Source organism: Undibacterium sp. Ji83W (assembly GCF_049340385.1).
Taxonomy (GTDB): domain Bacteria; phylum Pseudomonadota; class Gammaproteobacteria; order Burkholderiales; family Burkholderiaceae_D; genus Undibacterium.
Genome location: NZ_JBMPOZ010000009.1, coordinates 1 through 23,878 on the forward strand (window position 1 = coordinate 1; position 23,878 = coordinate 23,878).

Below are 23,878 nucleotides of genomic sequence, written 5' to 3' on the forward strand. Positions count from 1 at the left end.
TGACCATAGCTAATCGGTACCACCCCTTCCCATCCCGAACAGGACCGTGAAACGATTACGCGCCAATGATAGTGCTGCAACCAGTGTGAAAGTAGGTTATCGTCAGGCTTTTATTCCGCATACCCCCACTCATGAACTTGAGTGGGGGTTTTGCTTTTGTGCGAACGGAAAATGTACCGGACCGTAGCAAACAAAAACAAGGGTCAAGACCTCTCAACACAGAGGCACGGAGACACAGAGTTCCACAGAGGAAGGCAAGAAAGACAAAAGAGCAGCAAAAACATGCGAAATCTCTGCTTTTTTACTCTGTGTCTTGGTTTTTTTATCTGTTTGCAGGCCACACCGCTTCTCCGTCACTGAATCACTACTGTCGCCACGGCTCATCAACCAACGACGCTAGGCTCCAGCCTGCGCTGGAGCGACGGGGGGAGGCTAATTCTCTTGCAATCTGGACGGCTTACTGCTTGCATCGCCAGTCTTGTCGGCAAAGTTGCTGTTCAAGTTTTTGCGTTAGATGCGTGTATCGTCGCTCTCCTGATCGTTTTAACTAACTCTTTGAACACCAATATCCACCTTGAGATGACAATCCTCCAAATTGTCGCTCCTGCGCAGGCAGGAGGCTACCGGGCTCGCGCTCCAGTGGCGTTCGCGGATCAACAGAAATGCTCGCTTGTGGATTTGCATTAATTCGACTTCTTCATTGGTTTACAGACGTTCATTTTTTTGTAGCTACAACTTGAGTATTATTTCTCTTTAGCATAAATCTACTGTATCAATTTACGCTCAATAAAAAACGATGTGATTGCCGAGTGATTTAATTGAAATAACATTCGCAAATGTCAGGCCTGTAAAGAGCCCATGTCATTTTTATGATAACTTCTTGTGTGACGATGAATCCCCCGGATTGTTAACTCGTCACACATCAAGTGCGGCGGGTATATGCATCAACAATTAAGTGAGGAAGCAAGGATATGACAATTAAACGTATGGACAACATCCTCATCGTTGTCGATGACCTCGAAGCTGTCAAAGCCTTTTTCATTGCGCTTGGCCTCAGGCTGGAGGGCGAGACAACAGTCGAAGGCCCACTGGTTGGAAATCTGATCGGTCTCAAGGATGTCCGCGCGACTCTCGCTATGTTGCGGACGCCTGATGGACTAGGGATTGAGCTGGACAAATTCCACACGCCGGACGCGATCAGATTTGGGCCGGTAAATGCACCGGTGAACACGCTTGGCCTGCGCCGTGTAATGTTCGCTGTCGATGGAATTGATACTGTCGTTGCCCGCATGCTTGAACACGGGGCAGAGCTGATTGGCGAAATGCAGTATGAGAATACGTATAACCTGGCTTATATCCGGGGACCTGAGGGCATCATTGTTGCGCTTGCCGAGCAACTGCCTAAGACGTGACTATAAGCGGGTACTTCAACGCGCGCGTGGTTTTAATACTGCGCCAGCCAACATGATATAAACAGATCCATGACCTCAAAAAAGCCCGCCAAACCTTTCTTGTAAACTCAAACCGCTATCTTGTCGATGTTCAGGATCCAGGGCCTGGCTTAACAAGTTTTCTGCCGGTCGAAAACAAGCCCGGTACAGATCGCGGCAGAGCCGGTATGCCTCATCACCCAGCCAACCCTCTGGCCGAAGAGTGCTTGGCAAATTGGGATCGTGCAATTGAGTGCGACGGAAGCTATGTATCAGCAAGCTGCGGATGACAAAGGCAGCGTGCTCTGGAAGATACTGTCCTTGCACCAGGTTTTTCAGCGGTGAGAATGCTTCAATAAAATTCTTGTAGGCGACATTCACTTCATCGAGTTGCCAGTGGCTGGCGATCAGTGACGGTAAAGGGCGGGCATTTGGCAAATTCAAATCGCTGGCGCGGCATACTGTGCATAATCCAGCGAAGCCATTACGTCCAAGTACATTTTGCAAGGCTGCAGTATCTGCCTGGGGATGCGCAAATACGCCTGCATTTATCATGCGAAAACCTTCCCACAGCAATTCTTTTTTCAGGCTGGCTTTGTTGCCGGTTGATGTATCGTCGCCACTCATGATGACCAATGTCCAGTAGTGATCCCACTTGCCTGTTTGTGGCACATATACGCGCTTGTAGGCATGCTGGAACCTGGCATAGCTTGCGGTTGCCAGTTGATAAGTGCTGCGTCGGCCATCCCGTTTGGCTTCCAGCCAGCCTTCTTCAGCCAGTCTGAAGACACTGGTGCGTACTAATCTGTCATTAATGCCAAAATGACTCATTAATGAGATTAAACTACCTAGCCATATCGTACCGCCATGCGGGGCAATGGCATCGCCAAATACTGTCATCACCAGGGATTTTGCCCTTGGCGGATTATTGGTGAGTTGCTGGTCTATCCAGCTTTGGATGGCAGTGCTGGTCTGCATGCGGCTGTATAAGTGATGGTATGTAAGTATTGGTTGTTGTCCAGATTTTACCTATGGTGTAGCTGATAAGGCGTAAATCTATCAAAAAATTAAAATGATACAAAAAAACTTCAACATTAATAAAAACTGTATCATATAATTGTTTGACGCAGATCAATCTTCCATGTTCGCATCCTCAGGATGCCAAGGAGTGTTTCATGTATGCACAATTAGTCGAGACTGGCTTGAGCAAGCTCAAAACTGCGGAAGAGTTGAGCGATGCCGAGCGCGCTTTTCAGGCGCGCATCGATGCCGGTATCCGTATTGAAGCCAAAGACTGGATGCCGGACGCCTACAGAAAAACCTTGATACGGCAAATCTCTCAGCATGCCCATTCTGAAATCGTTGGTCAACTGCCTGAAGGCAACTGGGTGACCCGTGCACCAAGCTTAAAACGTAAAGCCATCTTGCTGGCAAAAATCCAGGATGAAGCTGGGCACGGCCTGTATCTTTACAGCGCTGCCGAAACCTTGGGCGTGTCACGCGATGAGCTGCTGGCCGACCTGCATTCTGGTAAAGCCAAGTATTCTAGCATCTTCAATTACCCGACCCTGAGCTGGGCTGATATGGGGGCGATAGGCTGGTTGGTCGACGGTTCCGCCATCATCAACCAGATACCTTTATGCCGCTGCTCTTACGGCCCGTATTCCCGCGCCATGATACGCGTTTGTAAGGAAGAATCCTTCCATGCGCGCCAGGGTTACGACATCATGATGACACTGTGCCGTGGCACGGCAGAACAAAAAGCCATGGCGCAAGATGCGTTGAATCGTTACTGGTGGCCTGCTCTGATGATGTTTGGGCCGTCCGATGCAGCATCGGTGAATAGCGCTCAATCCGCGCAATGGCGTATCAAGCTTTTTTCCAATGACGAATTGCGTCAGCGCATGGTGGACCAGACTGTGCCGCAGATTGAATACCTGGGGCTGCAACTGCCTGACCCAGCTATCAAATGGAATGAAGAACGTGGCCATTATGATTTTGGTGAAATCAATTGGGATGAGTTTTACCAGGTCTTGAAAGGCAATGGCCCCTGTAACCGTGAACGCCTGCGTACCCGCGTCAAGGCATATGACGATGGTGCATGGTTCCGTGATGCCTTGCAAACACACGCAGACAAGCAAAAAAATAAAAAGCACAGTGCATAAGAAAACTGGAGACAGATCATGAGCAAAGAATGGCCCTTGTGGGAAGTATTCATACGCAGCCAGCATGGACTGGCGCACAAGCATGTAGGCAGCCTGCATGCACCGGATGCAGAGATGGCGATCAACCATGCGCGTGATGTCTATACGCGCCGCAATGAAGGTGTCAGCATTTGGGTGGCACGTGCAGGCGATATTTTTGCCAGCAGTCCAGGCGACAAGGAAGCGTTATTTGAGCCATCAAACAGCAAGGTATACCGTCATCCAACCTTCTTCCCCATGCCGGATGAAGTCAAGAATCTGTAATTGAACTGAGTCTATACATCATAGCTAAATAATTCTGGAGAATTGAGATGTCAGAGAATGAGTTCAATCGCGAGCGCAATGACAAGTTCAGCCATGTTTTGCGCCTGGCAGATCATGCCATGATACTCAGCCAGCGTCTGTCGCAATGGTGTGGCAAGGGGCCGGCGCTGGAAGAGGATATGGCATTGACCAATGTGGCACTGGACCTGATAGGTCAGGCCAGGCTCTGGTATGCTTATGCAGCAGAACTGGAAGGCAAAGGGCGTACAGAAGACGATCTGGCGTTTTTGCGTGACGCCCACGACTTTCATAATTTTTTATTGCTCGAACAGCCGAACGGTACTTATGCCGATACCCTGATGCGGCAATTCCTGTTCGATACCTGGCATTACCATTATCTGCAGGCATTGAAACAATCTACTGATCAGCAGATTGCTGCTATCGCAGAAAAATCATTGAAAGAAGTCACTTATCATTTGCGTCGCAGTAGCGACCTCGTGGTACGCCTGGGTGATGGTACTGAATTGAGCCAGAAAATGATGCAGGCCGCTCTCGAAGAATTGTGGCGATTCACTGGTGAAATGTTCATGGACGATGAGGTCGATGTCGCCATGCATGCGGCAGGCATCGCTCCATTACCCTCCGATTTGAAAGCCGCCTGGGATACCCATCTGGCCGATGTCATGCATGCCGCCACCTTGCGCCTGCCTGACGCTAATAGCTGGATGCAAAAGGGCGGCAAGCAAGGTGTGCATACTGAACACATAGGTTACCTGCTGGCAGAAATGCAGTTCCTGCAACGTGCCTATCCGGGGGCGCAATGGTAGCTTCTGCAATGGACTATGTGCAAACCCCACCTGCCAGCACAGGGCAGATCTGGCAATGGCTGGGGGAAGTCAGTGACCCTGAAATTCCGGTCATTTCGGTGACAGACCTGGGCATTATCCGCGCAGTGGAATGGCAGGGCACAGAATGTGTGATCACGATTACCCCCACCTATTCTGGTTGCCCGGCCATGGAGGTGATTGCCGAGGAAATCGGCAAGACACTACAGGCGCACGGCATCAACACACCCAGCATCGTGTATCAACTGTCACCCGCCTGGAGTACCGACTGGATGACAGAAGCCGGCAGGCAAAAGCTCAGCGGCTATGGCATTGCACCGCCACAGCAACAGGTAGTGGATATCTCCTCCATTCAGCGTTATCGCGAAGTACAGCCAGCCATTTCTTGCCCACAATGTGGTTCTGTCGATACCCAACTGGTCAGCCAGTTTGGATCAACTGCCTGCAAGGCGCTGTATAAATGCAAGGCTTGTCTGGAACCTTTTGATTACTTCAAACCGCATTAAGCGAATAATAAAAATAAAAGGAGACCACTCTACATGAGTAAATTTTTCCCGCTGACAGTCAGCCAGATACGGCCAGAAACCCGTGATGCCGTAGTCTTGAGCTTTGCCGTGCCAGCCGATCTGCAGGCGCAGTTTGCCTACCGCGAAGGGCAACACCTGACCTTGCGCGCCAAGATAGCAGGCGAAGATATACGGCGCTCGTACTCAATTTGTTCTGCCGTACAGGATGGGCAATTGCGGGTTGCCATCAAGCGTGTGCAGGGCGGCGCATTTTCCAACTGGGTGCATGACAGCTTGCGCCCAGGTATGGATATTGAAGTCATGCCTGCCATGGGGCATTTCAATTTGCCACTGGCTGCTGAGCATGAAAAGCACTACCTGGCATTTGCAGCGGGCAGTGGCATTACGCCTTTGCTGTCCATCATCAAGACTACGTTACAGACAGAACCGCAGAGCAAATTTACCCTGGTGTATGGCAATCGCGCGTCATCGACAGTCATGTTCAAGGAAGAACTGGCAGCGCTGAAAGACAGTTATCTGCAACGCCTGAACCTGATCTACATCATGAGTCGCGAGCAGCAGGATATAGACTTGTTCAATGGCCGCATTACTGCAGAAAAATGCCTGAACCTGTTTGATCAATGGATACGCATAGACGACATGGATGCCGCCTTCATCTGCGGGCCGGAAGACATGATGCACGCCGTCAGCGCTGCGCTGCAACAGCGTGGAATGGCCAAAGAGCAGATCAAGGTCGAGTTGTTTGCCGCCAGCATACCGGCGCACCGGCATGTCGCCAGCGCCAAGCCTCTGCCTGGCAAATCGTCTTGCGCCGTGACGATTATCATGGATGGTCATCATACCCATTTCGATATGGAAAAAGATAAGGAATCTGTACTGGATGCAGCCCTGAAGCTGGGGCATGATATGCGTTATTCCTGCAAAGGTGGCGTGTGTTCTACCTGTCGTTCCAAAGTAGTGGACGGCAAGGTCGATATGGACAGGAATTATGCCCTTGAAGATTATGAAGTGGCACGCGGATTCGTGCTGACCTGCCAGAGCTTCCCGGTCAGCGATACCCTGACCCTGGATTTTGATAGCGAGAATTGAATGGACTATTCCCACATCCTGTTTCACGTCAGCGACGGCATTGCCCACCTGACCCTGAACCGCCCGGAAAAGCTTAATAGTTTCAACGTTGCCATGCATCTGGAAATACAGGATGCACTGGCCACCTTGCGGGCCGACGCCTCTGTACGGGTCATGGTGCTGACTGGCGCCGGGCGCGGCTTTTGTGCAGGCCAGGATTTATCTGACCGCGCCGTGAAAGGAGATAATGCGGCCGACGCTGCGCCGCCTGACCTGGGGGCATCCGTAGAAAAATACTATGCACCTTTGGTACTGGCCTTACGTGCTTTGCCCATCCCGGTTATTTGCGCAGTAAATGGTGTAGCAGCCGGTGCTGGAGCCAATTTGCCGCTGGCCTGCGACATTGTATTGGCTGCACGTTCAGCCAGCTTTGTTGAAGTTTTTTGCAAACTGGGTTTGATACCGGATACCGGCGGCACTTATTTCCTGCCACGCGCCCTGGGCACAGCCAGAGCCATGGGCGCCGCCATGCTAGGTGGCAAAATCAGTGCTGAACAGGCAGAGCAATGGGGCCTGATCTGGAAGTGTGTGGATGATGATCAGTTGCAGACTGAAGCCATGGCTTTGGCTACGCATTTTGCTTCTGCACCAACCAAGGGCCTGGCCTTCACCAAGCAGGCAATCTACGCCAGCCCGCAGCACACCCTGGAACAGCAACTGATATTGGAAACCAAGATGATGCGTGAACTGGGGCAAAGTGAAGACTATCGTGAAGGTGTTGCGGCGTTTGTAGAGAAGCGCACCCCCAAGTTTGTTGGCAAGTAAGGTTGGCAAGTAAGTTTGATCTGCCCAAGGAAAAGCATAGATGAGTACAGAAACCACGCAATTTGCCAAAGACAGTCAGCACATGGCAGAACTCACTGCCGCCGCCATGTTCGCCAGCGATGCCGCAACGCGCGGGCTGGACATGCAGATAACTCATGTGGCTGAAGGTACTGCAACACTCAGCATGTTGATCAGATCTGACATGCTGAACGGGCACAAGACCTGTCACGGCGGTTATCTGTTTACCCTCGCCGACAGCGCATTTGCCTTTGCCTGCAATAGCCGTAATCAGGTGACAGTCGCCGCCGGTTGCAGCATAGAATTCCTGTCTCCAGGACGCGAAGGTGACGTCATTACTGCGACGGCGAAAGAACAATCACTGACTGGCCGCACCGGTATTTATGACGCACGCCTGAGCAATCAGGACGGTCAGTTGATTGCGCTATTTCGAGGCAAGTCGCATAAGCTGAATACAGAAGTGGTGCCTGGCCTGGTATTACAAGAAAATTCAGTTCCAAGTTGAACTTGTGTTCAGTCATTCATCATAGAGACCATTATCAGGATAAGTGAGCAGGAGACAAGACATGGCAGACAACACAGACAGAAAAACAGCTACGGGCCTGGACGCAATAGAAACAGCAAGCAAGGACGAACTTCAGGCCTTGCAATTGCAGCGCTTGAAATGGACTTTGCAGCATGTGTATAACAATGTCCCACATTACCGCGCCAGTTTTGATGCGGCCGGCGTACACCCTGATGATTTGAAAACCCTGACTGACCTGGCGAAATTTCCTTTCACAGGCAAGAAAGATTTGCGTGACAACTATCCATTCGGCATGTTTGCGGTGCCGCGTGAAAAGGTGGTGAGGGTGCATGCATCCAGCGGTACTACAGGCAAACCGACAGTGGTTGGTTATACGCAAAAAGATATCGATAACTGGGCAGACCTGGTGGCGCGCTCGATACGTGCGGCTGGTGGCCGTGCGGGTGATATCGTGCAAGTCTCTTATGGCTATGGCCTGTTCACTGGTGGTTTGGGCGCGCATTATGGCGCAGAGCGACTGGGCTGTACTGTCATTCCCATGTCTGGTGGTCAGACAGAAAAACAGGTGCAACTGATACAGGATTTCCAGCCATCCATCATCATGGTCACGCCTTCTTATATGCTTAATATCATAGAAGAAATGACGCGCCAGGGAATAGATGCCGCCAACACGTCCCTGCGGATAGGGATCTTCGGTGCCGAACCATGGACCGACGCCATGCGCAGTGAAATCGAAACGCGTGCCGGTATTGATGCCGTTGATATCTATGGCTTGTCAGAAGTCATGGGGCCAGGCGTCGCCAGCGAATGCATAGAAAGCAAGGATGGCCCGGTGATCTGGGAAGACCATTTTTACCCGGAGATTATCAATCCCGAAACGGGTGAAGTCTTGCCAGATGGCGAAGAAGGTGAACTGGTATTTACCTCGCTGAGCAAGGAAGCTTTTCCCGTCATACGCTACCGTACCCGTGACCTGACGCGTCTGCTTCCGCCAACTTCACGCGCCATGCGCCGCATGGGCAAGATCACTGGCCGCTCTGACGACATGCTCATCATCCGTGGCGTGAATTTATTCCCCACACAAGTAGAAGAACTGATACTTAAACATCCGCAACTGGCACCACAATATCAACTGGTAGTGACGCGTGAAGGTCATATGGACAAGCTTGACATCGTAGCTGAACTGCGGCCTGAAGTATCAGGCACTTTGTCAGAGCAGGATGTGAAGCAATTGCACCAGCAGCTTGAGCATCATATCAAGACCTTTATAGGTGTCAGTTGCAACGTCAGCATACTGCCAGCCAACAGCATAGAACGCACTATGGTCGGCAAGGCCAGGCGCGTTGTGGACAATCGTAAAAAGGCTTGAGTAATTGAGTAAGCCAGTCAAAAAATAAGAGACAAAGGAAAGAAAATGGAAGCATGGATATGCGACGCTGTCAGGACCCCATTCGCCCGTTACGGCGGTGCCATGGCCAGCATACGTACCGATGATCTGGCAGCCTTGCCGATCAAGGCATTGATGGAGCGCAATGCAGGTGTCGACTGGAAAATGGTTGATGACGTGTACTACGGTTGTGCCAACCAGGCAGGTGAAGATAACCGCAATGTTGGCCGCATGGCAGCACTGCTGGCTGGCTTGCCGGTAGATGTGCCAGCCAACACCATCAACCGTTTGTGTGGCTCCAGCCTGGATGCCATAGGCATAGGCGGGCGTGCCATCAAATCGGGCGAAGCTTCGCTGATTATTGCTGGCGGCGTAGAGAGCATGACGCGTGCACCCTTTGTCATGGCCAAGGCCGACAGTGCTTTTTCACGTGCGGCAAAAATAGAAGATACAACCATAGGCTGGCGTTTTGTGAATGCCTTGATGAAGGCGAAATACGGCATAGATTCCATGCCCGAAACTGCAGAAAACGTCGCCGAACAATTTGGCATCAATCGCGCTGACCAGGATGCTTTTGCCCTGCGTAGCCAGCAGCGCTGGGCAGCAGCCCACGCTGCCGGTTTTTTTGCCGGGGAAATCATCCCCGTTAGCATCCCGCAAAAAAAGGGCGAAGCCATTTTGTTTACTACCGATGGACATCCACGTCCGGATACAGATATCGCCATGCTGTCTCGCCTCAAAGGCGTGGTCAAACCAGATGGTACAGTCACTGCCGGTAACGCATCCGGCGTCAATGACGGTGCCTGCGCTTTATTGCTGGCTTCCGATGGTGCAGTAAAACAGCATGGCCTGACACCACGTGCACGTATCGTTGGCATGGCGACAGCGGGTCTGGCACCGCGCATCATGGGTTTTGGCCCTTCACCTGCAACACGTAAGCTGCTGGCGCAAACCGGCTTGAGCCTGGCACAGATGGATGTCATCGAACTTAACGAAGCCTTTGCTGCACAAGGACTGGCAGTCACGCGTGATCTTGGCCTGGCTGATGATGCTGCGCATGTCAATCCGAATGGTGGGGCGATAGCGATAGGTCATCCATTGGGCGCATCCGGTGCACGTCTGGTAACCACAGCACTGAACCAGCTGGAGCGTATCAATGGCCGCTATGCGTTGTGCACCATGTGCATAGGTGTAGGGCAGGGTATTGCCCTCATCATAGAACGTGTCTGAAGCCAAGGAAGTGGCATGACTATATATGCAATCGATGGCCTGATACCGGTGGTGCATCCCACCGCCTATGTACACCCCAGCGCTACGCTGATCGGCGATGTGATCGTCGGGCCTGGTTGTTATATCGGCCCGTCTGCTAGCCTGCGTGGTGATTTTGGCCGCATTGTTCTGGAAGACGGCGCGAATGTGCAGGATACCTGCGTCATCCATGGCTTCCCCGATAGCGATACAGTGGTTGAGCAGGACGGGCATATCGGTCACGGCGCAGTATTACATGGCTGCCGCATAGGTAAAAACGCCATGGTCGGCATGAATGCCGTGATCATGGACAAGGCTGTCATCGGTGAAGCATCCATCGTCGCTGCCATGTCATTTGTCAAAGCCGGTATGGATGTGCCGTCACGCAGCCTGGTCATGGGCGCGCCAGCCCGTATTGCGCGAGTCTTGCGCGATGAAGAAATCGCCTGGAAGACGGAAGGTACGGCGCAATACCATGCACTGGCCAGACGCTCACTCGCCAGTATGCAGGAAGTGGAAGCGCTGACTGCAGTAGAAGAAAACCGCCCGCGCATTGCGCTCGCGGCAGGCTTGCCGACTTACGGCACCAAGCCCTGATCTGAATAGCTAAGAATTTAAGAGGGTAGCCCATGAAAATTTTGCAAAGCTGGATTGCCGGTGTGTGGACAGGTGCAGAGCCTCAACAAGTTTTGCATAGCGCCATCGATGGCAGCGCAATTTACGCCAGCCATGCCGAAGCCCTGGACTTTGGCGCAGCGCTGACTTATGCAAGACAGACTGGCCTGAAAAAATTGCTGGCGCTGGACTTCCAGCAGCGTGCTGCTATCTTGCGCGCCCTGGCCAAATACCTGACTGAACACAAGGAAGAGCTATACGCCATTTCATCTCACACCGGCGCAACGCGTAGCGATAGCTGGATAGATATAGAAGGTGGCGCAGGTACCGTATTTGCCTACGCGAGCATAGGCACGAATGAATTCCCGTCCGGGAATGTGGTGCACGAAGGCCCGGCTATACCATTGGGTAAGCAAGGGTATTTTTCTGGTACGCACATTCTTGTGCCGCGCCAGGGTGTGGCGGTGCATATCAATGCCTTCAATTTCCCGGTCTGGGGCTTGCTGGAAAAATTTGCACCCAGCTTTTTGGCGGGTATGCCATGTATAGTCAAACCAGCGACAGCGACCTCGTATCTGACCGAGGCACTGGTCAGGCAAATTCATGCCAGTGGCTTGCTGCCCGAGGGTAGTTTGCAACTGATCATAGGCTCCACTGGCAACTTGCTTGATTTGCTGGAAGAAACCGATGTCGTTACCTTCACCGGTTCTGCTGCAACGGCAGCGCAATTGAAGGTGCATCCGAATATCGTGCGCCGTGCCATCCCTTTCAATGCCGAAGCTGATTCACTGAATTGCGCAATATTGGGGCTGGATGTAGCGGTGGATGATGAAGAACTGGATCTATACGTCAAAGAAGTGGTGCGTGAAATGACGGCCAAGGCCGGGCAAAAATGCACGGCCATACGCAGGGCCATGGTGCCCGCAGCACAACTGGATGTGGTGGCAGAAAAAATCCGCGCCAGGCTGGAAAAAACCATCGTTGGTGATCCACGTCTTGATGGTGTACGCATGGGGCCGCTGGCCAGCCGTGCCCAGCAACACGACGTACTGGCCAGTATTCAGCAACTGGCAGCAGGTAATCAAATCATCTGTGGTGGTACTGTGCCAGCGCAATTGCAGGGCGAAGGACTGGAGCAGGGCGCTTTCGTTTCACCAACCCTGATCGTCTGTCGTCAACCCATGCAAAATCAGGCAGTGCACGAGATTGAAGCCTTTGGCCCGGTAACGACACTGATGCCATATCAGGACATGCAGGAAGCCCTGACGCTGGCGGCAAAAGGCTGCGGCAGCCTGGTGGCTACCTTGGTCACCAAAGACCCGCATATCGCTGCTATGGCGATACCGCATATGGCGGCACGACATGGTCGCCTGATGATATTGAATGCAGAGTCAGCACCAGAATCAACTGGCCATGGTTCTCCCTTGCCGCAGTTGAAGCATGGCGGCCCTGGCCGTGCCGGTGGTGGTGAAGAGCTGGGTGGCAGCCGTGCAGTCAAACATTATCTGCAAAGAGCTGCCGTGCAGGGTTCGCCCACCATGCTGGCCGCAGTGACGGCAGAGCATGTGCGTGGTGCTGCCGTGCTGGAATCTGATGTCCATCCTTTCCGCCGCTATTTTGAAGACTTGCAGATTGGCATGTCCCTGCTGACACACAGGCGTACTGTCAGTGAAGCCGATATCGTTGCCTTTGGTGGTTTGTCCGGTGATTTTTTCTACATGCATTTCGATGAGATCGCTGCCAAAGAAAGCCCTTTCGGCAAGCGTATTGCGCACGGTTATTTCGTATTGTCAGCGGCTGCGGGTTTGTTCGTGTCCCCTGCACCCGGCCCTGTCCTGGCCAACTATGGCCTTGATACCTTGCGCTTCATCAAGCCGGTAGGAATAGGTGACACCATACGCGCACGCCTGACCTGCAAGCGCAAGATTGACAGGCAAAAGAAAGATGCCAAAGGTGTGGGGCAGGGCGTGGTAGCCTGGGATGTGGAAGTGACCAATCAGGATAATGAGCTGGTGGCGTCCTATGATATTTTAACTCTGGTGGCTAAGAAGCAAGCTTGAGCTGCTGTTGAGTATTAAACATTATTTGAAATTTAATTAAATTGCCCTAAAGTTAATTAAAGGCTTGCGTTCTCCGCTTGAACGCAAGCCAGTGTTACTTTTCAGTATATGGTTTTGTCAATATTCTTCAAATGCAGGCATCTGGCGGCCGGATTAACTTCAAATTCCCTCTTGATCTGATACTATTTCTTTAATATTCAAGTTCCAAAAATCGTTCAACCTTCTTAATTTCATCCCATGGAAATGTTCGTTACCAATGACGAAGTAGAACAATGGGAACGCGAATTACCTGATTTGCGGGGGATGGAATTATTGGATATGCAGCTATGTCTGGCATGGCATCTGCGGCAGCGTGACACCGCCAGAGCTTTGTATCTTGCGCAAACGGCAGAGCATCTGCTGAACGATTTCTTCCCCAATCATCCTGATACAGATTCCGGTAGTGAGCAATTCAGGCTCATGCGGTCAAGATTGGTACTGGTCAGGGCCGAGGCTGCATGGTTATACGGCGAGTTTGATAAGTCGGCCCAGTTATCAGACCTGGCTTTGCAACTGGCAGCAGATGGTGCATCCATCGAGGCGGCCCGTTGCACTGCAGATGCACGTTTTTTGCTCGCCTGTGTGGGCTTGCAAAAAGGCGAAGTGCCGGTCGTTGAGTTTGAGATCGGCCAGGCCATGCAGTTTGCCCGCCAGGCCAAAGATTGTATGCGCGAGGTGGCGGCTGAATCCCTGCTGGCAAATCAACTGGTATTGCGCAATCTGCCGTTAGCGCTGGAGCGTTGGGGCGCAAGCCGCAATCCTGAAAGCCAGAGCACGGATCTTTTCTTGCGCAGTTATATCAATGAATTTTTGATGTACACCTACTCCCTCACCAGTGACTTCGGTGAGTCAGCTGCGCGTGGAATACAGGTATTTGAATTTGCCCGGAACTATGGACAAAAGCGCCGCATGATCAATGTTGCCAGCAACGTTGGCGATGCCTTCAACAGCATGAGTGATCATCAGTCTGCATTGCAATGGATACAGGATGGCCTGGATCTGGCCAGGGCTGCCGGTTGGCCAAATAGCATTGCCAGTTGTCTGATACAAATGTCTGAGACTCTGCGCCGGCTGGGGCGTTTGGAAGCCGCCAAAGAAATGTTGGAAAATGCCTTGCCTATCGTTGCACGTGTGGCAGGCTCTCGCTCGCATTTGCTGGCCCTGCGCTATCTGGGAGACTTGTCTCTCGACATGGGCGAATATGCAATGGCCTTGAACAGTTTCTTTGATCTGATCTCCTGGGCGGATAAAAAAAATCATCTGGATTTTCGTATAGGATCACGCCGTGGTTATGCAAATGCCTTATCCATGCAAGGGCAGGCCAAGGCGGCTTTGGCTGCTGCGCTGGAAGCACTGACACTTGCACGCCAGAGTACCGACAGTTACCGGCATATAGAAGTCTTGCGTGTGCTTGCCGCTCTGTATATGCGCCATAGTTTGCCTGAACCGGCAGAAATGCAGGCCGCCAGCGCCCCCTTGCATTATCTGCGTATGGCACTGGATTTGGCGGGGCATATCAGCGGCTTTACTATACCTGCTGACCTGTATGAAGAAATAGCCCATGCCTATGCCGCCGCTGACAGTTTTCGCGAAGCCTATGAATTTGGTCAGCTTGCCTTGACCGCCCGTGAAAAAAGCCATAACCGCGCATCTGCCAATCGCCTGAATGCCATGCAGCTTAGCCAGCAGACTGAACGCATGAAGGCAGAAAGCGAACACCTGCGTCAACTGGCCGCTGCCGAAGCCCAGCGCGCCGGGGTCTTGCAACAAACCAGCGTCGTGCTGGAAAAATTGGGAACCATAGGACAGGAAATTACCGCCAGCCTGGATGCTGCAGCGGTCTTTGATGCCTTGAATCGCCATGTCCATGATTTATTGCATGTCACTGCCTTCGTCATCTACATGATGGATGACGACCAGCAAAGCATGACCTCAGCCTTTGGTGTCGAGAATGGCATACCGATAGAACCAGATACGGTATATATGTCCAGCCCGGTGTCTAACTCAATACGCTGCGTCAAAGAACGCCGTGAAGTTGCCATAGAGCTGGCCGCCGAAGATGAATTGCCAGGTCTGATACCCGGTACGGAAATGGTACACAGCATGCTTTTTGCACCGCTGATTATTGGCGACAGAATATTGGGGGCGATGACCATACAGTCTTCGCGTCAGCATGTGTATGGTGATAGAGAACGGATGATCTTTCGTTCGCTATGCGCCTATGGTGCGATTGCTCTTGGCAATGCCGACGCATATATGCGCTTGCAAAAAACCCAGGAGCATTTGCTGGCACAAGAAAAACTGGCTGCCCTGGGCTCACTGGTCGCCGGTGTTGCACATGAACTCAATACACCCATAGGTAATTGCCTGCTGGTTGCCAGTACCTTGCAGGATGGCAGCCGCTATCTGAGCAGCAAGCTGGCAGGACAAACCCTGAGGCGTTCTGACTTGAATAATTTTTGTGAAGAAGTCAAAACCTCATCAGAAATACTGATGCGTGGATTGAGTAGCGCCGCGACTCTGGTCAGCAGTTTCAAACAGGTGGCTGTAGACCGCACATCTGAGCACAGGCGCAGCTTTGACCTGCGCCAGGTTTTGCATGACATCATTGCTACCCTGAATATACGCATCACTCAAACCGGGCACAGCATACAAGTGAATGTGCCGTATAACATCCACATGGATAGTTATCCGGGGTCTCTTGGGCAGGTGATTAGCAACCTGGTGGAAAACTCCATCCTGCATGCTTTCGATAAAAGACAGGCGGGTCATATGGATATCAATGTCACGCTGGTGGATGCGCAGCGCGTGTTGATCGCATTCAGTGACGATGGCGCAGGTATACCCGAAGAAAATCAAAAGAGGATTTTTGATCCTTTTTTCACTACCAAATTGGGGCAGGGCGGCAGTGGTCTGGGATTAAATATTTGCTACAACATTACTACCTCGATTTTGCATGGACAGCTTAGTGTCAAAAGCAGTCTTGGCGCTGGAACCAGTTTTTATCTGGATTTACCCCTCGTTGTATGAATTCGCTATATGAATTCACTACATGAGCCCACTGTATGAGTTCGCAGCATGAGTTTCATGGATGGCACCAGTATTAAATTGATAAAATAATCAGAATTGCAGAAAACAGCATGCGCAAATTTGGATATTCAGGAAAAAGCAATCGCTTGAATTTGATCCTTGTCAAGCATCCTTTTTTTGTTGCACTTACTTGAAAATCCGGTCGAATTCACCTATTGTGCAATGCACCAATAATAACAAGGTACACAATTGGCTAATCAACACACTAAAAGCAGCATTGCAGGCTTGACCCTGGCTGCTGTCGGCATCGTCTATGGCGATATAGGTACTAGCCCTCTTTACACGATGAAAGAGGTATTTTCAAAAGAACATGGTCTTCCCCTGAATGAGGCGAATATTTTCGGCGTGGTCTCGTTGATTGTCTGGGGGCTACTGATCATTGTCGCCATCAAGTACGTGACTTTAATACTCAGGGCAGATAATCGTGGTGAAGGCGGCATTATGGCCTTGACGGCGTTAGCGCTGGAGTCCGTAGGCAAATCCTCAAAATGGCATTTCACTTTACTTGTTTTGGGATTGTTTGGTGCTGCGCTATTTTATGGTGATGGCGTCATTACCCCAGCCATTTCAGTGCTGTCGGCGATAGAAGGTCTGGAAGTCGCCACACCTGCATTTACCCCCTATGTTGTACCAATTACCTTGGTGGTGTTGTTGCTGTTATATTCTGTCCAGTACAAAGGTACGGCAGGCATAGGTAAATGGTTTGGCCCCATTATGGTGGTCTGGTTCATCGTGCTTGCTGGCATGGGTTTATATAATATCGCCAAGATGCCGGGTATATTGTGGGCGCTGAATCCTGCATATGCATTCCATTTTCTGACTGAATACAAATGGCTGGCTTTCCTTGCCTTGGGTGCTGTCGTGCTCGCATTTACAGGTGCCGAAGCGCTCTACGCAGATATGGGACATTTTGGTAGTAAACCCATACGTGCAGCCTGGTTCATGATTGTGTTTCCTTCATTGGGGCTGAACTATCTTGGACAGGGTGCGCTATTACTTGCCACTCCTGAAGCAGTCAGTAATCCTTTTTATCAGCAACTTGGTGCATGGAGTGTTTATCCTCTGGTGATTTTGTCGACGATAGCGACGGTAATTGCTTCACAGGCGACGATCTCAGGCTCTTTCTCCATGACCAAACAGGCAATTTCCTTAGGCATCATGCCGCGTATGGAGATCGTTCATACCTCTTCTAAAGAGATAGGTCAGATTTATATACCCGCAGTCAACTGGTTGCAACTCGCGGTCGTCGTTGCTGCAGTTGTCGGATTTGGCTCATCTTCCAGCCTGGCATCAGCCTATGGCATTGCGGTCACTGGCACCATGTTGGTCACTTCGTTGCTCACCTTCTTCGTGATTCGTTACGGCTGGAAATACAATCCTTTTCTATGTTTTGCAGCGACAGGTTTTTTCTTGTTCATTGACGTGGCATTGTTCTCTGCTAATGTGCTGAAGTTTTTCCATGGCGGCTGGTTCCCGGTTGTACTTGGTATTGTCATGTTCACCTTGATGATGACCTGGAAACGTGGCCGTGAATTGGTGTTTGATAACCTGAAAAAACATGCGATTCCATTGGAAGATTTCCTTGAATCCCTGTTTGTTTCACCACCAGTGCGCGTTGCGGGTACAGCTATCTTCCTGCGCGGCGAGGCCGATGGCGTGCCACATGCACTGTTGCATAATCTTTCGCATAACAAGATCTTGCATGAACGCGTGATTTTCCTGACTTTGCATAATCGAGAGATTCCCTGGGTACCATTCTCGGAAAGAATCAAGGTCGTTGATCTTGGTAACGCCTGTTATCAGATTGATGTCTATTATGGTTTCAAGAATGAACCTGATATCCCGAATGCCCTGGCATTGTGCGCACCATATGGCCTGACGTTTGAACCTATGGAGACTTCATACTTCATTTCCCGTCAGACTATTATCTCCAGTCCTGGCAGTGGCATGGCTATGTGGCGCGAGAGTGTTTTCGTTGCCATGTCCCGTATTGCCCGCGATGCGGCTGATTTCTACCAGATCCCCAGCAACCGGGTTATTGAGGTGGGTTCGCAAGTGGAAATCTAAAAACTTGGCACGGGCGCTTATCAAATCAAAATGCCTGTGCTATACTCTCGGTCTTTCGCGGCTGTAGCTCAGCTGGATAGAGTACTTGGCTACGAACCAAGGGGTCGTGGGTTCGATTCCTGCCAGCCGCACCAGATTCAAGGGACTAGATGAAAATCTAGTCCCTTTTGTCTTTTTGGGCTTGCAAAAAATTGCTTCAGCAGCGTCATAATATTTATATTTGATGCAAGTCCAGACAGAAGTGCTTTCTTCCTCGCAGCATTTTTCTGGGATATTTCTGCGAAACGCCTTTTTCAGTTTTTGCTATTTGATTCAAATTTATAGGGGGAAGCTGGAGTAAGAGAGCTGATTTTGTTCAAATTCAAAATAATCTACCCCTTGGGGCTTTTCATTTTTCCTGAATCTCGCTATAATCTTGTTTTTCGCGGCTGTAGCTCAGCTGGATAGAGTACTTGGCTACGAACCAAGGGGTCGTGGGTTCGATTCCTGCCAGCCGCACCAGATTCAAGGGACTAGATGCAAATCTAGTCCCTTTTGTCTTTTTGGCGTTAGAAATTAGCGAAATACATGGCTTTGATCTGCAGCATTGCTGCAGATCATTGATGCTTGCTTAGCTCGCGAGTATCAATTCGCGTATATTCCAGCCCTCTGGAGCTTCCTGGTTCATGGCGTTGCGCTTGACTTGTTGGTCTGGTGTTTTTTCTGTCATAGACTGAATCAGGCGTTGCAATTGTGCCGCATCCGGTAAGACCGTGCCCAGGAAAACTACCTGATCACGATGCTGTATCAGGATGGTAGGGAAGTTTTCTATATCCACTTCGTCAACCAGATGCGCCTGATCTTCTATGTCTATCCAGGCAAAGCATTTGTCCGGATGCTTGCTCATCAGATCATCAAAGGATGACCTGTAGAAATTGCAGGTGTCGCACCAGGCGGCGCACAGGCAGGCGACTAGCCAGTCTTTATTTGCCAGTTCAGCCTTTACTGAGGAAATGTCTTCGGTATTCATTATCGAGTTCATCGTGCAATTTTAAACGAAGTGATGATTTAAGGCGTGACTAAGGTGCAATGCATAGCAAAGAGCCAGTCGTGAAATCAATGGAACACGGTAAAATACGCGCATGACCAGAATTTTAGCAATTGAAACCTCCACCGAACTCGCCACTGCAGCCATATTGACTGATAGCGGTATATTCGTCCGCGAACTCAGCGGCGTGCAAACTCATTCCCAGGGTATTTTGCCAGCCATACAGGCTTTGCTTGTTGAGGCGGGTGTGCGTTTGCAGGATTGCGATGCCATAGCCTTTGGCTGTGGTCCCGGTGCTTTTACCGGCATACGCACAGCTTGCGGCATTGTGCAGGGTTTGGCCTACGGTGCTGACTTGCCAGTGGTGCCGGTAGTGAGCTTGTTGGCCATGGCTGAAGCTGCGCGCGAACAGGTGGCCGCAAATGAATTTGTATGCATACTTGATGCGCGCATGAATGAAGTGTACTGGGCACAATATCGTTTTGGTGACGCAGGCTGGACGGAGGTAAGCGCACCTGCCTTGACCGGACTGGCGTCAGCATTAGCTGCCATCACGCTGGAAAATCCACAACTGGTATTGGGCAATGGCCTGGTCTTGCCTGAGTCAGAGCAGACGCGATATTCAAGTTTGCCAAGTTTGTCATGTATGCCGCATGCAAAACAAGTCGGCATACTGGGTCGCCTGGATTTCGCTGCAGGGCGAGGTTTGCCGGCAGACCAGGCACAACCACTGTACCTGCGCAATAAAATCGCCCTGACCACGGCTGAGCGTGAGCAAGTCAAACTCCAGGCAGCTAAAGCATCAGCGTAATGGGACTGGCTATGGATTTGAAATTGATAACACCGCAATATGGCAAGCTGGGGTTTGCTGATGTTGACAGCATCCTCACCATAGAAGAACGGGTGTATGCCTACCCCTGGACGCGTGGGAATTTTACTGACTCCTTTTCCAGTGGCTATGAAGCTTTTGGTTTCAGGGATACAGAACTGGATTTGTTTGCCTATTTTGTCGTCATGCCGATACTGGATGAATTACATCTGTTGAATTTTGCGGTGGACCTGCCATATCAGGGGCAGGGTTATGCAAAACTATTGATGGACAAATTATTCACCTACACCAGTGAGCATGCCCATTCCTCGATTTTACTGGAAGTAAGACGCAGCAATGCACGCGCCATTTCTGTGTATGAAGGCGCGGGATTTGCATCCATTGGTGTGCGCAAAGGCTATTACCCCGCGCATGATGGACAGCGCGAAGATGCGATCGTGATGCGGAGGATTGTTGATGCAAACGTTTGATAGTCATAACAGGCAAAGAGCCCTGCATGAGCTTGGCTTGGGTCCGATGTGGTTGCTGCGCGACGCAGAGCCAGCGATACCTGTGGCTGCAGTAGAAACTCAATCTGAGTCTGTGCTTGTACCAATGCCCGTTCCTGTTCCGGAGCCTGTAATGGCAGGTGCAAGCCCTCCATTGAAATCAGCCTGGTCAGAGCCTGAAGTTGAGCAATCAAAAAACTTAGCGGAAGTGCAGCCTGTAGCGCCAGTTTTTGAAAGCACGTCTGAGCCAGATGCATGGTTGGTGCAGGAAATTGTTCCTGATATGCAGACAGAAGATATGTCGCAAACCAGTCAGGAGCCTGCAATCGCCACTTTGTCATGGGATGAATTGCAGCCCATGGTGGAAAGTTGCCGTCAGTGCGGTTTATGCCAGGGTAGAAAGAAAGCTGTTTTCGGCACTGGTGACCAACAGGCCAAATGGCTGTTTGTTGGCGAAGGCCCAGGCTATAACGAGAATCTGCAAGGCTTGCCCTTCGTTGGTGCTGCCGGGCAGTTGCTTGACAATATGCTCAAGTCGCTGGGTGTGCCACGTGGCGAGCAAAGTTATATCGCCAATATTGTGAAATGCCGTCCTACCGATGCGCAAGGCAAGGACAGGCCGCCAACTGCCGATGAGATCGCTGCATGCCTGCCTTACTTGCACAGACAGATAGCCTTGATCAAACCGCAAATCATTGTAGCGCTGGGCAAGACTGCTGCCGTGTCCTTGTTGGGGATGGATCTGGAAACCCCGGTCGGACAATTGCGCGGCAAGGTGCACCAATTCAAAGGCATACCTGTAGTGGCAACTTACCATCCAGCCTATCTCTTGCGCAAACCAGCAGACAAGGCCAAGGCCTGGGCAGATTTGTGCCTGGCCATTAAAGCGTTACCCGCAGGTTGAAGCACGTGGAGAGCGCACACGCTGGATTTCACCGCCAGTGGCAACATCTCCATCACCCCCATGTCCGGGCGCTGGCATGGATGCTGACTGCGCCGGGTTTGCTGGATGGACATGCCCCTATCTGGCATGGTGCGCTGGCGACAGCTGCATACACAGATATACAGGCTTTGCCGCAATGGCTGGTGGAGCTTGACTGCAATCCTGATCCCTTGCTTGATCTTTTACGGCTCCATCCATCGCGTCGCTTAGGTTTGTACGCTGAACGGCTTTATGAATTCTATCTGCGTGCTCATGGCTTGCTGCATGCACACGGCTTACAAGTGCATAACAAGGGTGCCAGCACCATCGGGGAGTTTGATTTTTTATTGCAGACCAAAGCTGGTTTGCAGCATCTGGAACTGGCGACAAAATTCTATCTGTATCACGCTGATGCGGCGGCAGCCCCGGATTTGTATGACTATCTCGGCCCCAATCTGGCAGATAGTCTGGGTGCCAAATTGCACAAGATTTTAGGCCAACAGCTGCAATTATCCCTACACCCATTGGCGCAACAAGTTTTGCCGCAAGCTGTACAAAGTGCGCAGGCCCTGGTCTTGGGCTGGTTGTTTTATCGCGATGAAAAAATAGTTGATAGTTTCATCGCTGCACATGGCCATATGGCCGGCTTGGCGCAGAATCATTACCGTGGTGCGATATGGACACAAGCAGAAGTGCAGGTGCTGGATTTTGAACATGCCTTGCTGCTCGACAGGCTGGACTGGCTGGCCCCGGCGCAGGTCGGCAAGGGAATGACACAGGGCAAGGATGATATCCTGAATAGCATGCAAACTTATTTTGCCAGCGCCCATACACCGCTCATGCTGGCACTGATGCAGGAAGATCAGGACGGTCTGGAAGTGATGCAGGAATGCCGCAGGGGTATGGTGGTGCCGGATAACTGGTTTGAGCTGGCTGATGCCGTCAAACTGAAGCGCGCACTATAAGAACGGCGCACGCCTCTTGGCTTCTTAAGATGTGCCTTGTCAGGCACATCTTCTTTAATCAATGCTTGTGTTCGCCTATCAGTGCCAGTGAATCAAATTCACGCTGATTGGCAGCATGCTTGCGCATCACACCGTAAATGGTGCTGGAAACAAACAAACCAAACAGCACGATGATGACCATGATGTCTATCTTCAAGGAATTGAGCAGGGTGTACAGCGCCAGCATGGTCAGTACTGACAGGTTTTCATTAAAATTCTGAACAGAAATTGAATGTCCAGCGCTCATCAATACGTGACCGCGGTGCTGCAACAAGGCATTCATGGGAACCACAAAGAAGCCAGCCAACGCTCCCACCAGTATCAACAGCGGGTAGGCGATCCAGACGGTGTGCACAAAAATCATGGTGATCACCACCATGCCCATGGCAACACCCATGGGCATGACATTCAGGGATTTTTTCAGTGGTACGAAGCGCGCTGCAGCTACTGCACCCAGCGCTACCCCTATGGCGACCACGCCTTGCAGAATGGCGGCCCTGTCCAGCGTCATGTGCAGGGATTTTTCAGCCCATTTCAACACTATAAATTGTAAGGTCGCAGCAGTGCCCCATAACAGGGTGGTGACGCCCAGAGTGATTTGGCCCAGTTTGTCTTTCCACAGAATAGTCACGCATTCGGCAAATTCTGTCACCAGTTTGGCCGGGTTGCGCTGCTGGTGCTTGTAGCGCGCACCTGTATCAGGGATGCGCATATTGAATAGCGCGGCAATGGCATAGCAGGCAGTGACTACGCAAAGTGCTGCTTCAGATGCAGTGGTGATATTAAAGTCGATGAGCGGGAAATCAAAACTGATTAAGGCTGCCGACACTTTGGTATTCACCAGCGCACCACCCAGTACGGTACCAAAGATAATGGAAGAGACAGTCAGGCCTTCTATCCAGCCATTTGCTGCGACCAGTTTTTCCGGCGGTAGTAATTCAGTGAGGATGCCATATTTGGCAGGTGAATATGCAGCAGCACCAAAGCCGACGACGGCATAAGCGATCAAAGGATGCACATGAAAAAACATCAGGGCGCAGCCACCGACTTTGATCATATTTGTGACGAGCATGACCTTGCCCTTGGGCAGTGAGTCAGCAAAGGCACCAACGAAAGGTGCTAGCAGGACGTATGACAATACAAAAAACAACTTCAATAGCGGTGGCATCCAATCCGGAGATTGCATGGACGTCAACAGTGCCATCGCGGCTATCAGTAAGGCATTGTCGGCCAGTGAAGAAAAAAACTGCGCCGCCATGATCGTATAAAAACCGCTCTTCATGCTTTATTCATGCTCTATGTCTACCTGCTACAAAATGTCTCTGGCAGCTTTATACCATGAAAATTGTGCGGAATTAGTGAAATAAGGCAAGCTAATTGCTGAATACTGGTTAA

General features: G+C 51.1%; 21 protein-coding genes, 2 tRNA genes and 1 rRNA gene. 21 read left to right on the top strand and 3 right to left on the bottom strand.

The features are described 5' to 3' along the window. Positions 1 to 108: ribosomal RNA gene (rrf, locus tag ACO0LD_RS15770) — 5S ribosomal RNA — on the top strand; the annotation flags it as partial. Between the two features lie 863 nt (positions 109 to 971). Continuing rightward, positions 972 to 1,412, top strand: coding sequence for a VOC family protein (locus ACO0LD_RS15775; protein ID WP_423008436.1), 441 nt, complete (start codon positions 972 to 974; stop codon positions 1,410 to 1,412). Between the two features lie 75 nt (positions 1,413 to 1,487). On the opposite strand, the gene paaX is transcribed toward ACO0LD_RS15775, so the two are convergent. Further along, the gene (gene paaX, locus ACO0LD_RS15780; RefSeq protein ID WP_423008438.1) at positions 1,488 to 2,408 is read right to left on the bottom strand and encodes a phenylacetic acid degradation operon negative regulatory protein PaaX; all 921 of its coding nucleotides are present in this window, start codon (positions 2,406 to 2,408) and stop codon (positions 1,488 to 1,490) included. A 197-nt stretch (positions 2,409 to 2,605) separates the two neighbouring features. Here paaX and paaA point away from each other — a divergent pair, with 197 nt between their 5' ends. From paaA to ACO0LD_RS15855, 15 genes are all read left to right on the top strand, one after another. Further along, complete coding sequence (gene paaA / locus ACO0LD_RS15785) at positions 2,606 to 3,595, top strand: 1,2-phenylacetyl-CoA epoxidase subunit PaaA (RefSeq protein WP_423008440.1); 990 nt, start codon at positions 2,606 to 2,608, stop codon at positions 3,593 to 3,595. An 18-nt stretch (positions 3,596 to 3,613) separates the two neighbouring features. Continuing rightward, positions 3,614 to 3,898 carry a 1,2-phenylacetyl-CoA epoxidase subunit PaaB gene (paaB, locus tag ACO0LD_RS15790; protein WP_110252930.1) on the top strand — a complete coding sequence of 95 codons (285 nt, stop codon included), beginning with the start codon at positions 3,614 to 3,616 and terminating at the stop codon, positions 3,896 to 3,898. A 47-nt stretch (positions 3,899 to 3,945) separates the two neighbouring features. Continuing rightward, entirely contained in the window at positions 3,946 to 4,725 is a 780-nt protein-coding gene (gene paaC / locus ACO0LD_RS15795) for a 1,2-phenylacetyl-CoA epoxidase subunit PaaC (protein ID WP_423008442.1), read from the top strand. After that, positions 4,719 to 5,249 carry a 1,2-phenylacetyl-CoA epoxidase subunit PaaD gene (gene paaD, locus ACO0LD_RS15800; protein ID WP_423008444.1) on the top strand — a complete coding sequence of 177 codons (531 nt, stop codon included), beginning with the start codon at positions 4,719 to 4,721 and terminating at the stop codon, positions 5,247 to 5,249. Before paaC ends, paaD begins: the two co-directional genes overlap by 7 nt. 33 nt (positions 5,250 to 5,282) lie before the next feature. Next, positions 5,283 to 6,359, top strand: coding sequence for a 1,2-phenylacetyl-CoA epoxidase subunit PaaE (paaE, locus tag ACO0LD_RS15805; protein WP_423008447.1), 1,077 nt, complete (start codon positions 5,283 to 5,285; stop codon positions 6,357 to 6,359). Continuing rightward, a complete protein-coding gene (gene paaG / locus ACO0LD_RS15810) occupies positions 6,360 to 7,163 on the top strand; it encodes a 2-(1,2-epoxy-1,2-dihydrophenyl)acetyl-CoA isomerase PaaG (RefSeq protein WP_423008449.1) in 804 nt (267 codons plus the stop codon). Between the two features lie 40 nt (positions 7,164 to 7,203). Next, positions 7,204 to 7,686: a hydroxyphenylacetyl-CoA thioesterase PaaI gene (gene paaI, locus ACO0LD_RS15815; protein WP_423008451.1), complete on the top strand. Its 483-nt coding sequence runs from the start codon at positions 7,204 to 7,206 to the stop codon at positions 7,684 to 7,686. 61 nt (positions 7,687 to 7,747) lie between these two features. Then, complete coding sequence (gene paaK, locus ACO0LD_RS15820) at positions 7,748 to 9,076, top strand: phenylacetate--CoA ligase PaaK (protein WP_423008452.1); 1,329 nt, start codon at positions 7,748 to 7,750, stop codon at positions 9,074 to 9,076. Positions 9,077 to 9,121: 45 nt separating this feature from the next. Then, the gene (gene pcaF / locus ACO0LD_RS15825) at positions 9,122 to 10,324 is read left to right on the top strand and encodes a 3-oxoadipyl-CoA thiolase (RefSeq protein ID WP_423008454.1); all 1,203 of its coding nucleotides are present in this window, start codon (positions 9,122 to 9,124) and stop codon (positions 10,322 to 10,324) included. Between the two features lie 15 nt (positions 10,325 to 10,339). After that, a complete protein-coding gene (locus ACO0LD_RS15830; protein ID WP_423008456.1) occupies positions 10,340 to 10,939 on the top strand; it encodes a phenylacetic acid degradation protein PaaY in 600 nt (199 codons plus the stop codon). A 32-nt stretch (positions 10,940 to 10,971) separates the two neighbouring features. Continuing rightward, positions 10,972 to 13,017 (top strand): phenylacetic acid degradation bifunctional protein PaaZ, encoded by a 2,046-nt coding sequence (gene paaZ, locus ACO0LD_RS15835; protein ID WP_423008458.1) that lies wholly within the window; start codon positions 10,972 to 10,974, stop codon positions 13,015 to 13,017. 237 nt (positions 13,018 to 13,254) lie between these two features. Continuing rightward, positions 13,255 to 16,086: an ATP-binding protein gene (locus ACO0LD_RS15840; protein ID WP_423008460.1), complete on the top strand. Its 2,832-nt coding sequence runs from the start codon at positions 13,255 to 13,257 to the stop codon at positions 16,084 to 16,086. 249 nt (positions 16,087 to 16,335) lie between these two features. Continuing rightward, positions 16,336 to 18,213: a potassium transporter Kup gene (locus tag ACO0LD_RS15845; protein WP_423008462.1), complete on the top strand. Its 1,878-nt coding sequence runs from the start codon at positions 16,336 to 16,338 to the stop codon at positions 18,211 to 18,213. A 57-nt stretch (positions 18,214 to 18,270) separates the two neighbouring features. After that, positions 18,271 to 18,347, top strand: a tRNA-Arg gene (locus ACO0LD_RS15850). Between the two features lie 290 nt (positions 18,348 to 18,637). Further along, positions 18,638 to 18,714, top strand: a tRNA-Arg gene (locus tag ACO0LD_RS15855). Between the two features lie 109 nt (positions 18,715 to 18,823). Here the strand turns inward: ACO0LD_RS15855 and ACO0LD_RS15860 are convergent. Continuing rightward, complete coding sequence (locus tag ACO0LD_RS15860; protein WP_423008464.1) at positions 18,824 to 19,222, bottom strand: thioredoxin family protein; 399 nt, start codon at positions 19,220 to 19,222, stop codon at positions 18,824 to 18,826. 112 nt (positions 19,223 to 19,334) lie between these two features. Between ACO0LD_RS15860 and tsaB the strand changes: the two genes are divergently transcribed. The 4 genes from tsaB (at position 19,335) to ACO0LD_RS15880 (ending at position 22,444) form a co-directional block, all read left to right on the top strand. Further along, positions 19,335 to 20,051 carry a tRNA (adenosine(37)-N6)-threonylcarbamoyltransferase complex dimerization subunit type 1 TsaB gene (tsaB, locus tag ACO0LD_RS15865; RefSeq protein ID WP_423008466.1) on the top strand — a complete coding sequence of 239 codons (717 nt, stop codon included), beginning with the start codon at positions 19,335 to 19,337 and terminating at the stop codon, positions 20,049 to 20,051. A gap of 11 nt (positions 20,052 to 20,062) precedes the next feature. Continuing rightward, positions 20,063 to 20,539, top strand: coding sequence for a ribosomal protein S18-alanine N-acetyltransferase (rimI, locus tag ACO0LD_RS15870; RefSeq protein ID WP_423008468.1), 477 nt, complete (start codon positions 20,063 to 20,065; stop codon positions 20,537 to 20,539). Positions 20,540 to 20,690: 151 nt separating this feature from the next. After that, positions 20,691 to 21,461, top strand: coding sequence for a uracil-DNA glycosylase (locus tag ACO0LD_RS15875; protein ID WP_423008470.1), 771 nt, complete (start codon positions 20,691 to 20,693; stop codon positions 21,459 to 21,461). 5 nt (positions 21,462 to 21,466) lie between these two features. Continuing rightward, positions 21,467 to 22,444, top strand: coding sequence for a DUF1853 family protein (locus ACO0LD_RS15880; RefSeq protein ID WP_423008472.1), 978 nt, complete (start codon positions 21,467 to 21,469; stop codon positions 22,442 to 22,444). Positions 22,445 to 22,502: 58 nt separating this feature from the next. Here the strand turns inward: ACO0LD_RS15880 and lplT are convergent, their stop codons facing one another. Further along, positions 22,503 to 23,765 carry a lysophospholipid transporter LplT gene (gene lplT, locus ACO0LD_RS15885; RefSeq protein WP_423008474.1) on the bottom strand — a complete coding sequence of 421 codons (1,263 nt, stop codon included), beginning with the start codon at positions 23,763 to 23,765 and terminating at the stop codon, positions 22,503 to 22,505. Between the last annotated feature and the right edge of the window lie 113 nt (positions 23,766 to 23,878).

Coding starts and splice junctions, on each gene's coding strand:
- ACO0LD_RS15775 (WP_423008436.1), top strand. CDS start 972: ATGACAATTAAACGTATGGACAACATCCTCATCGTTGTCGATGACCTC.
- paaX (WP_423008438.1), bottom strand. CDS start 2,408: ATGCAGACCAGCACTGCCATCCAAAGCTGGATAGACCAGCAACTCACC.
- paaA (WP_423008440.1), top strand. CDS start 2,606: ATGTATGCACAATTAGTCGAGACTGGCTTGAGCAAGCTCAAAACTGCG.
- paaB (WP_110252930.1), top strand. CDS start 3,614: ATGAGCAAAGAATGGCCCTTGTGGGAAGTATTCATACGCAGCCAGCAT.
- paaC (WP_423008442.1), top strand. CDS start 3,946: ATGTCAGAGAATGAGTTCAATCGCGAGCGCAATGACAAGTTCAGCCAT.
- paaD (WP_423008444.1), top strand. CDS start 4,719: ATGGTAGCTTCTGCAATGGACTATGTGCAAACCCCACCTGCCAGCACA.
- paaE (WP_423008447.1), top strand. CDS start 5,283: ATGAGTAAATTTTTCCCGCTGACAGTCAGCCAGATACGGCCAGAAACC.
- paaG (WP_423008449.1), top strand. CDS start 6,360: ATGGACTATTCCCACATCCTGTTTCACGTCAGCGACGGCATTGCCCAC.
- paaI (WP_423008451.1), top strand. CDS start 7,204: ATGAGTACAGAAACCACGCAATTTGCCAAAGACAGTCAGCACATGGCA.
- paaK (WP_423008452.1), top strand. CDS start 7,748: ATGGCAGACAACACAGACAGAAAAACAGCTACGGGCCTGGACGCAATA.
- pcaF (WP_423008454.1), top strand. CDS start 9,122: ATGGAAGCATGGATATGCGACGCTGTCAGGACCCCATTCGCCCGTTAC.
- ACO0LD_RS15830 (WP_423008456.1), top strand. CDS start 10,340: ATGACTATATATGCAATCGATGGCCTGATACCGGTGGTGCATCCCACC.
- paaZ (WP_423008458.1), top strand. CDS start 10,972: ATGAAAATTTTGCAAAGCTGGATTGCCGGTGTGTGGACAGGTGCAGAG.
- ACO0LD_RS15840 (WP_423008460.1), top strand. CDS start 13,255: ATGGAAATGTTCGTTACCAATGACGAAGTAGAACAATGGGAACGCGAA.
- ACO0LD_RS15860 (WP_423008464.1), bottom strand. CDS start 19,222: ATGAATACCGAAGACATTTCCTCAGTAAAGGCTGAACTGGCAAATAAA.
- tsaB (WP_423008466.1), top strand. CDS start 19,335: ATGACCAGAATTTTAGCAATTGAAACCTCCACCGAACTCGCCACTGCA.
- rimI (WP_423008468.1), top strand. CDS start 20,063: ATGGATTTGAAATTGATAACACCGCAATATGGCAAGCTGGGGTTTGCT.
- ACO0LD_RS15875 (WP_423008470.1), top strand. CDS start 20,691: ATGGCAGGTGCAAGCCCTCCATTGAAATCAGCCTGGTCAGAGCCTGAA.
- lplT (WP_423008474.1), bottom strand. CDS start 23,765: ATGAAGAGCGGTTTTTATACGATCATGGCGGCGCAGTTTTTTTCTTCA.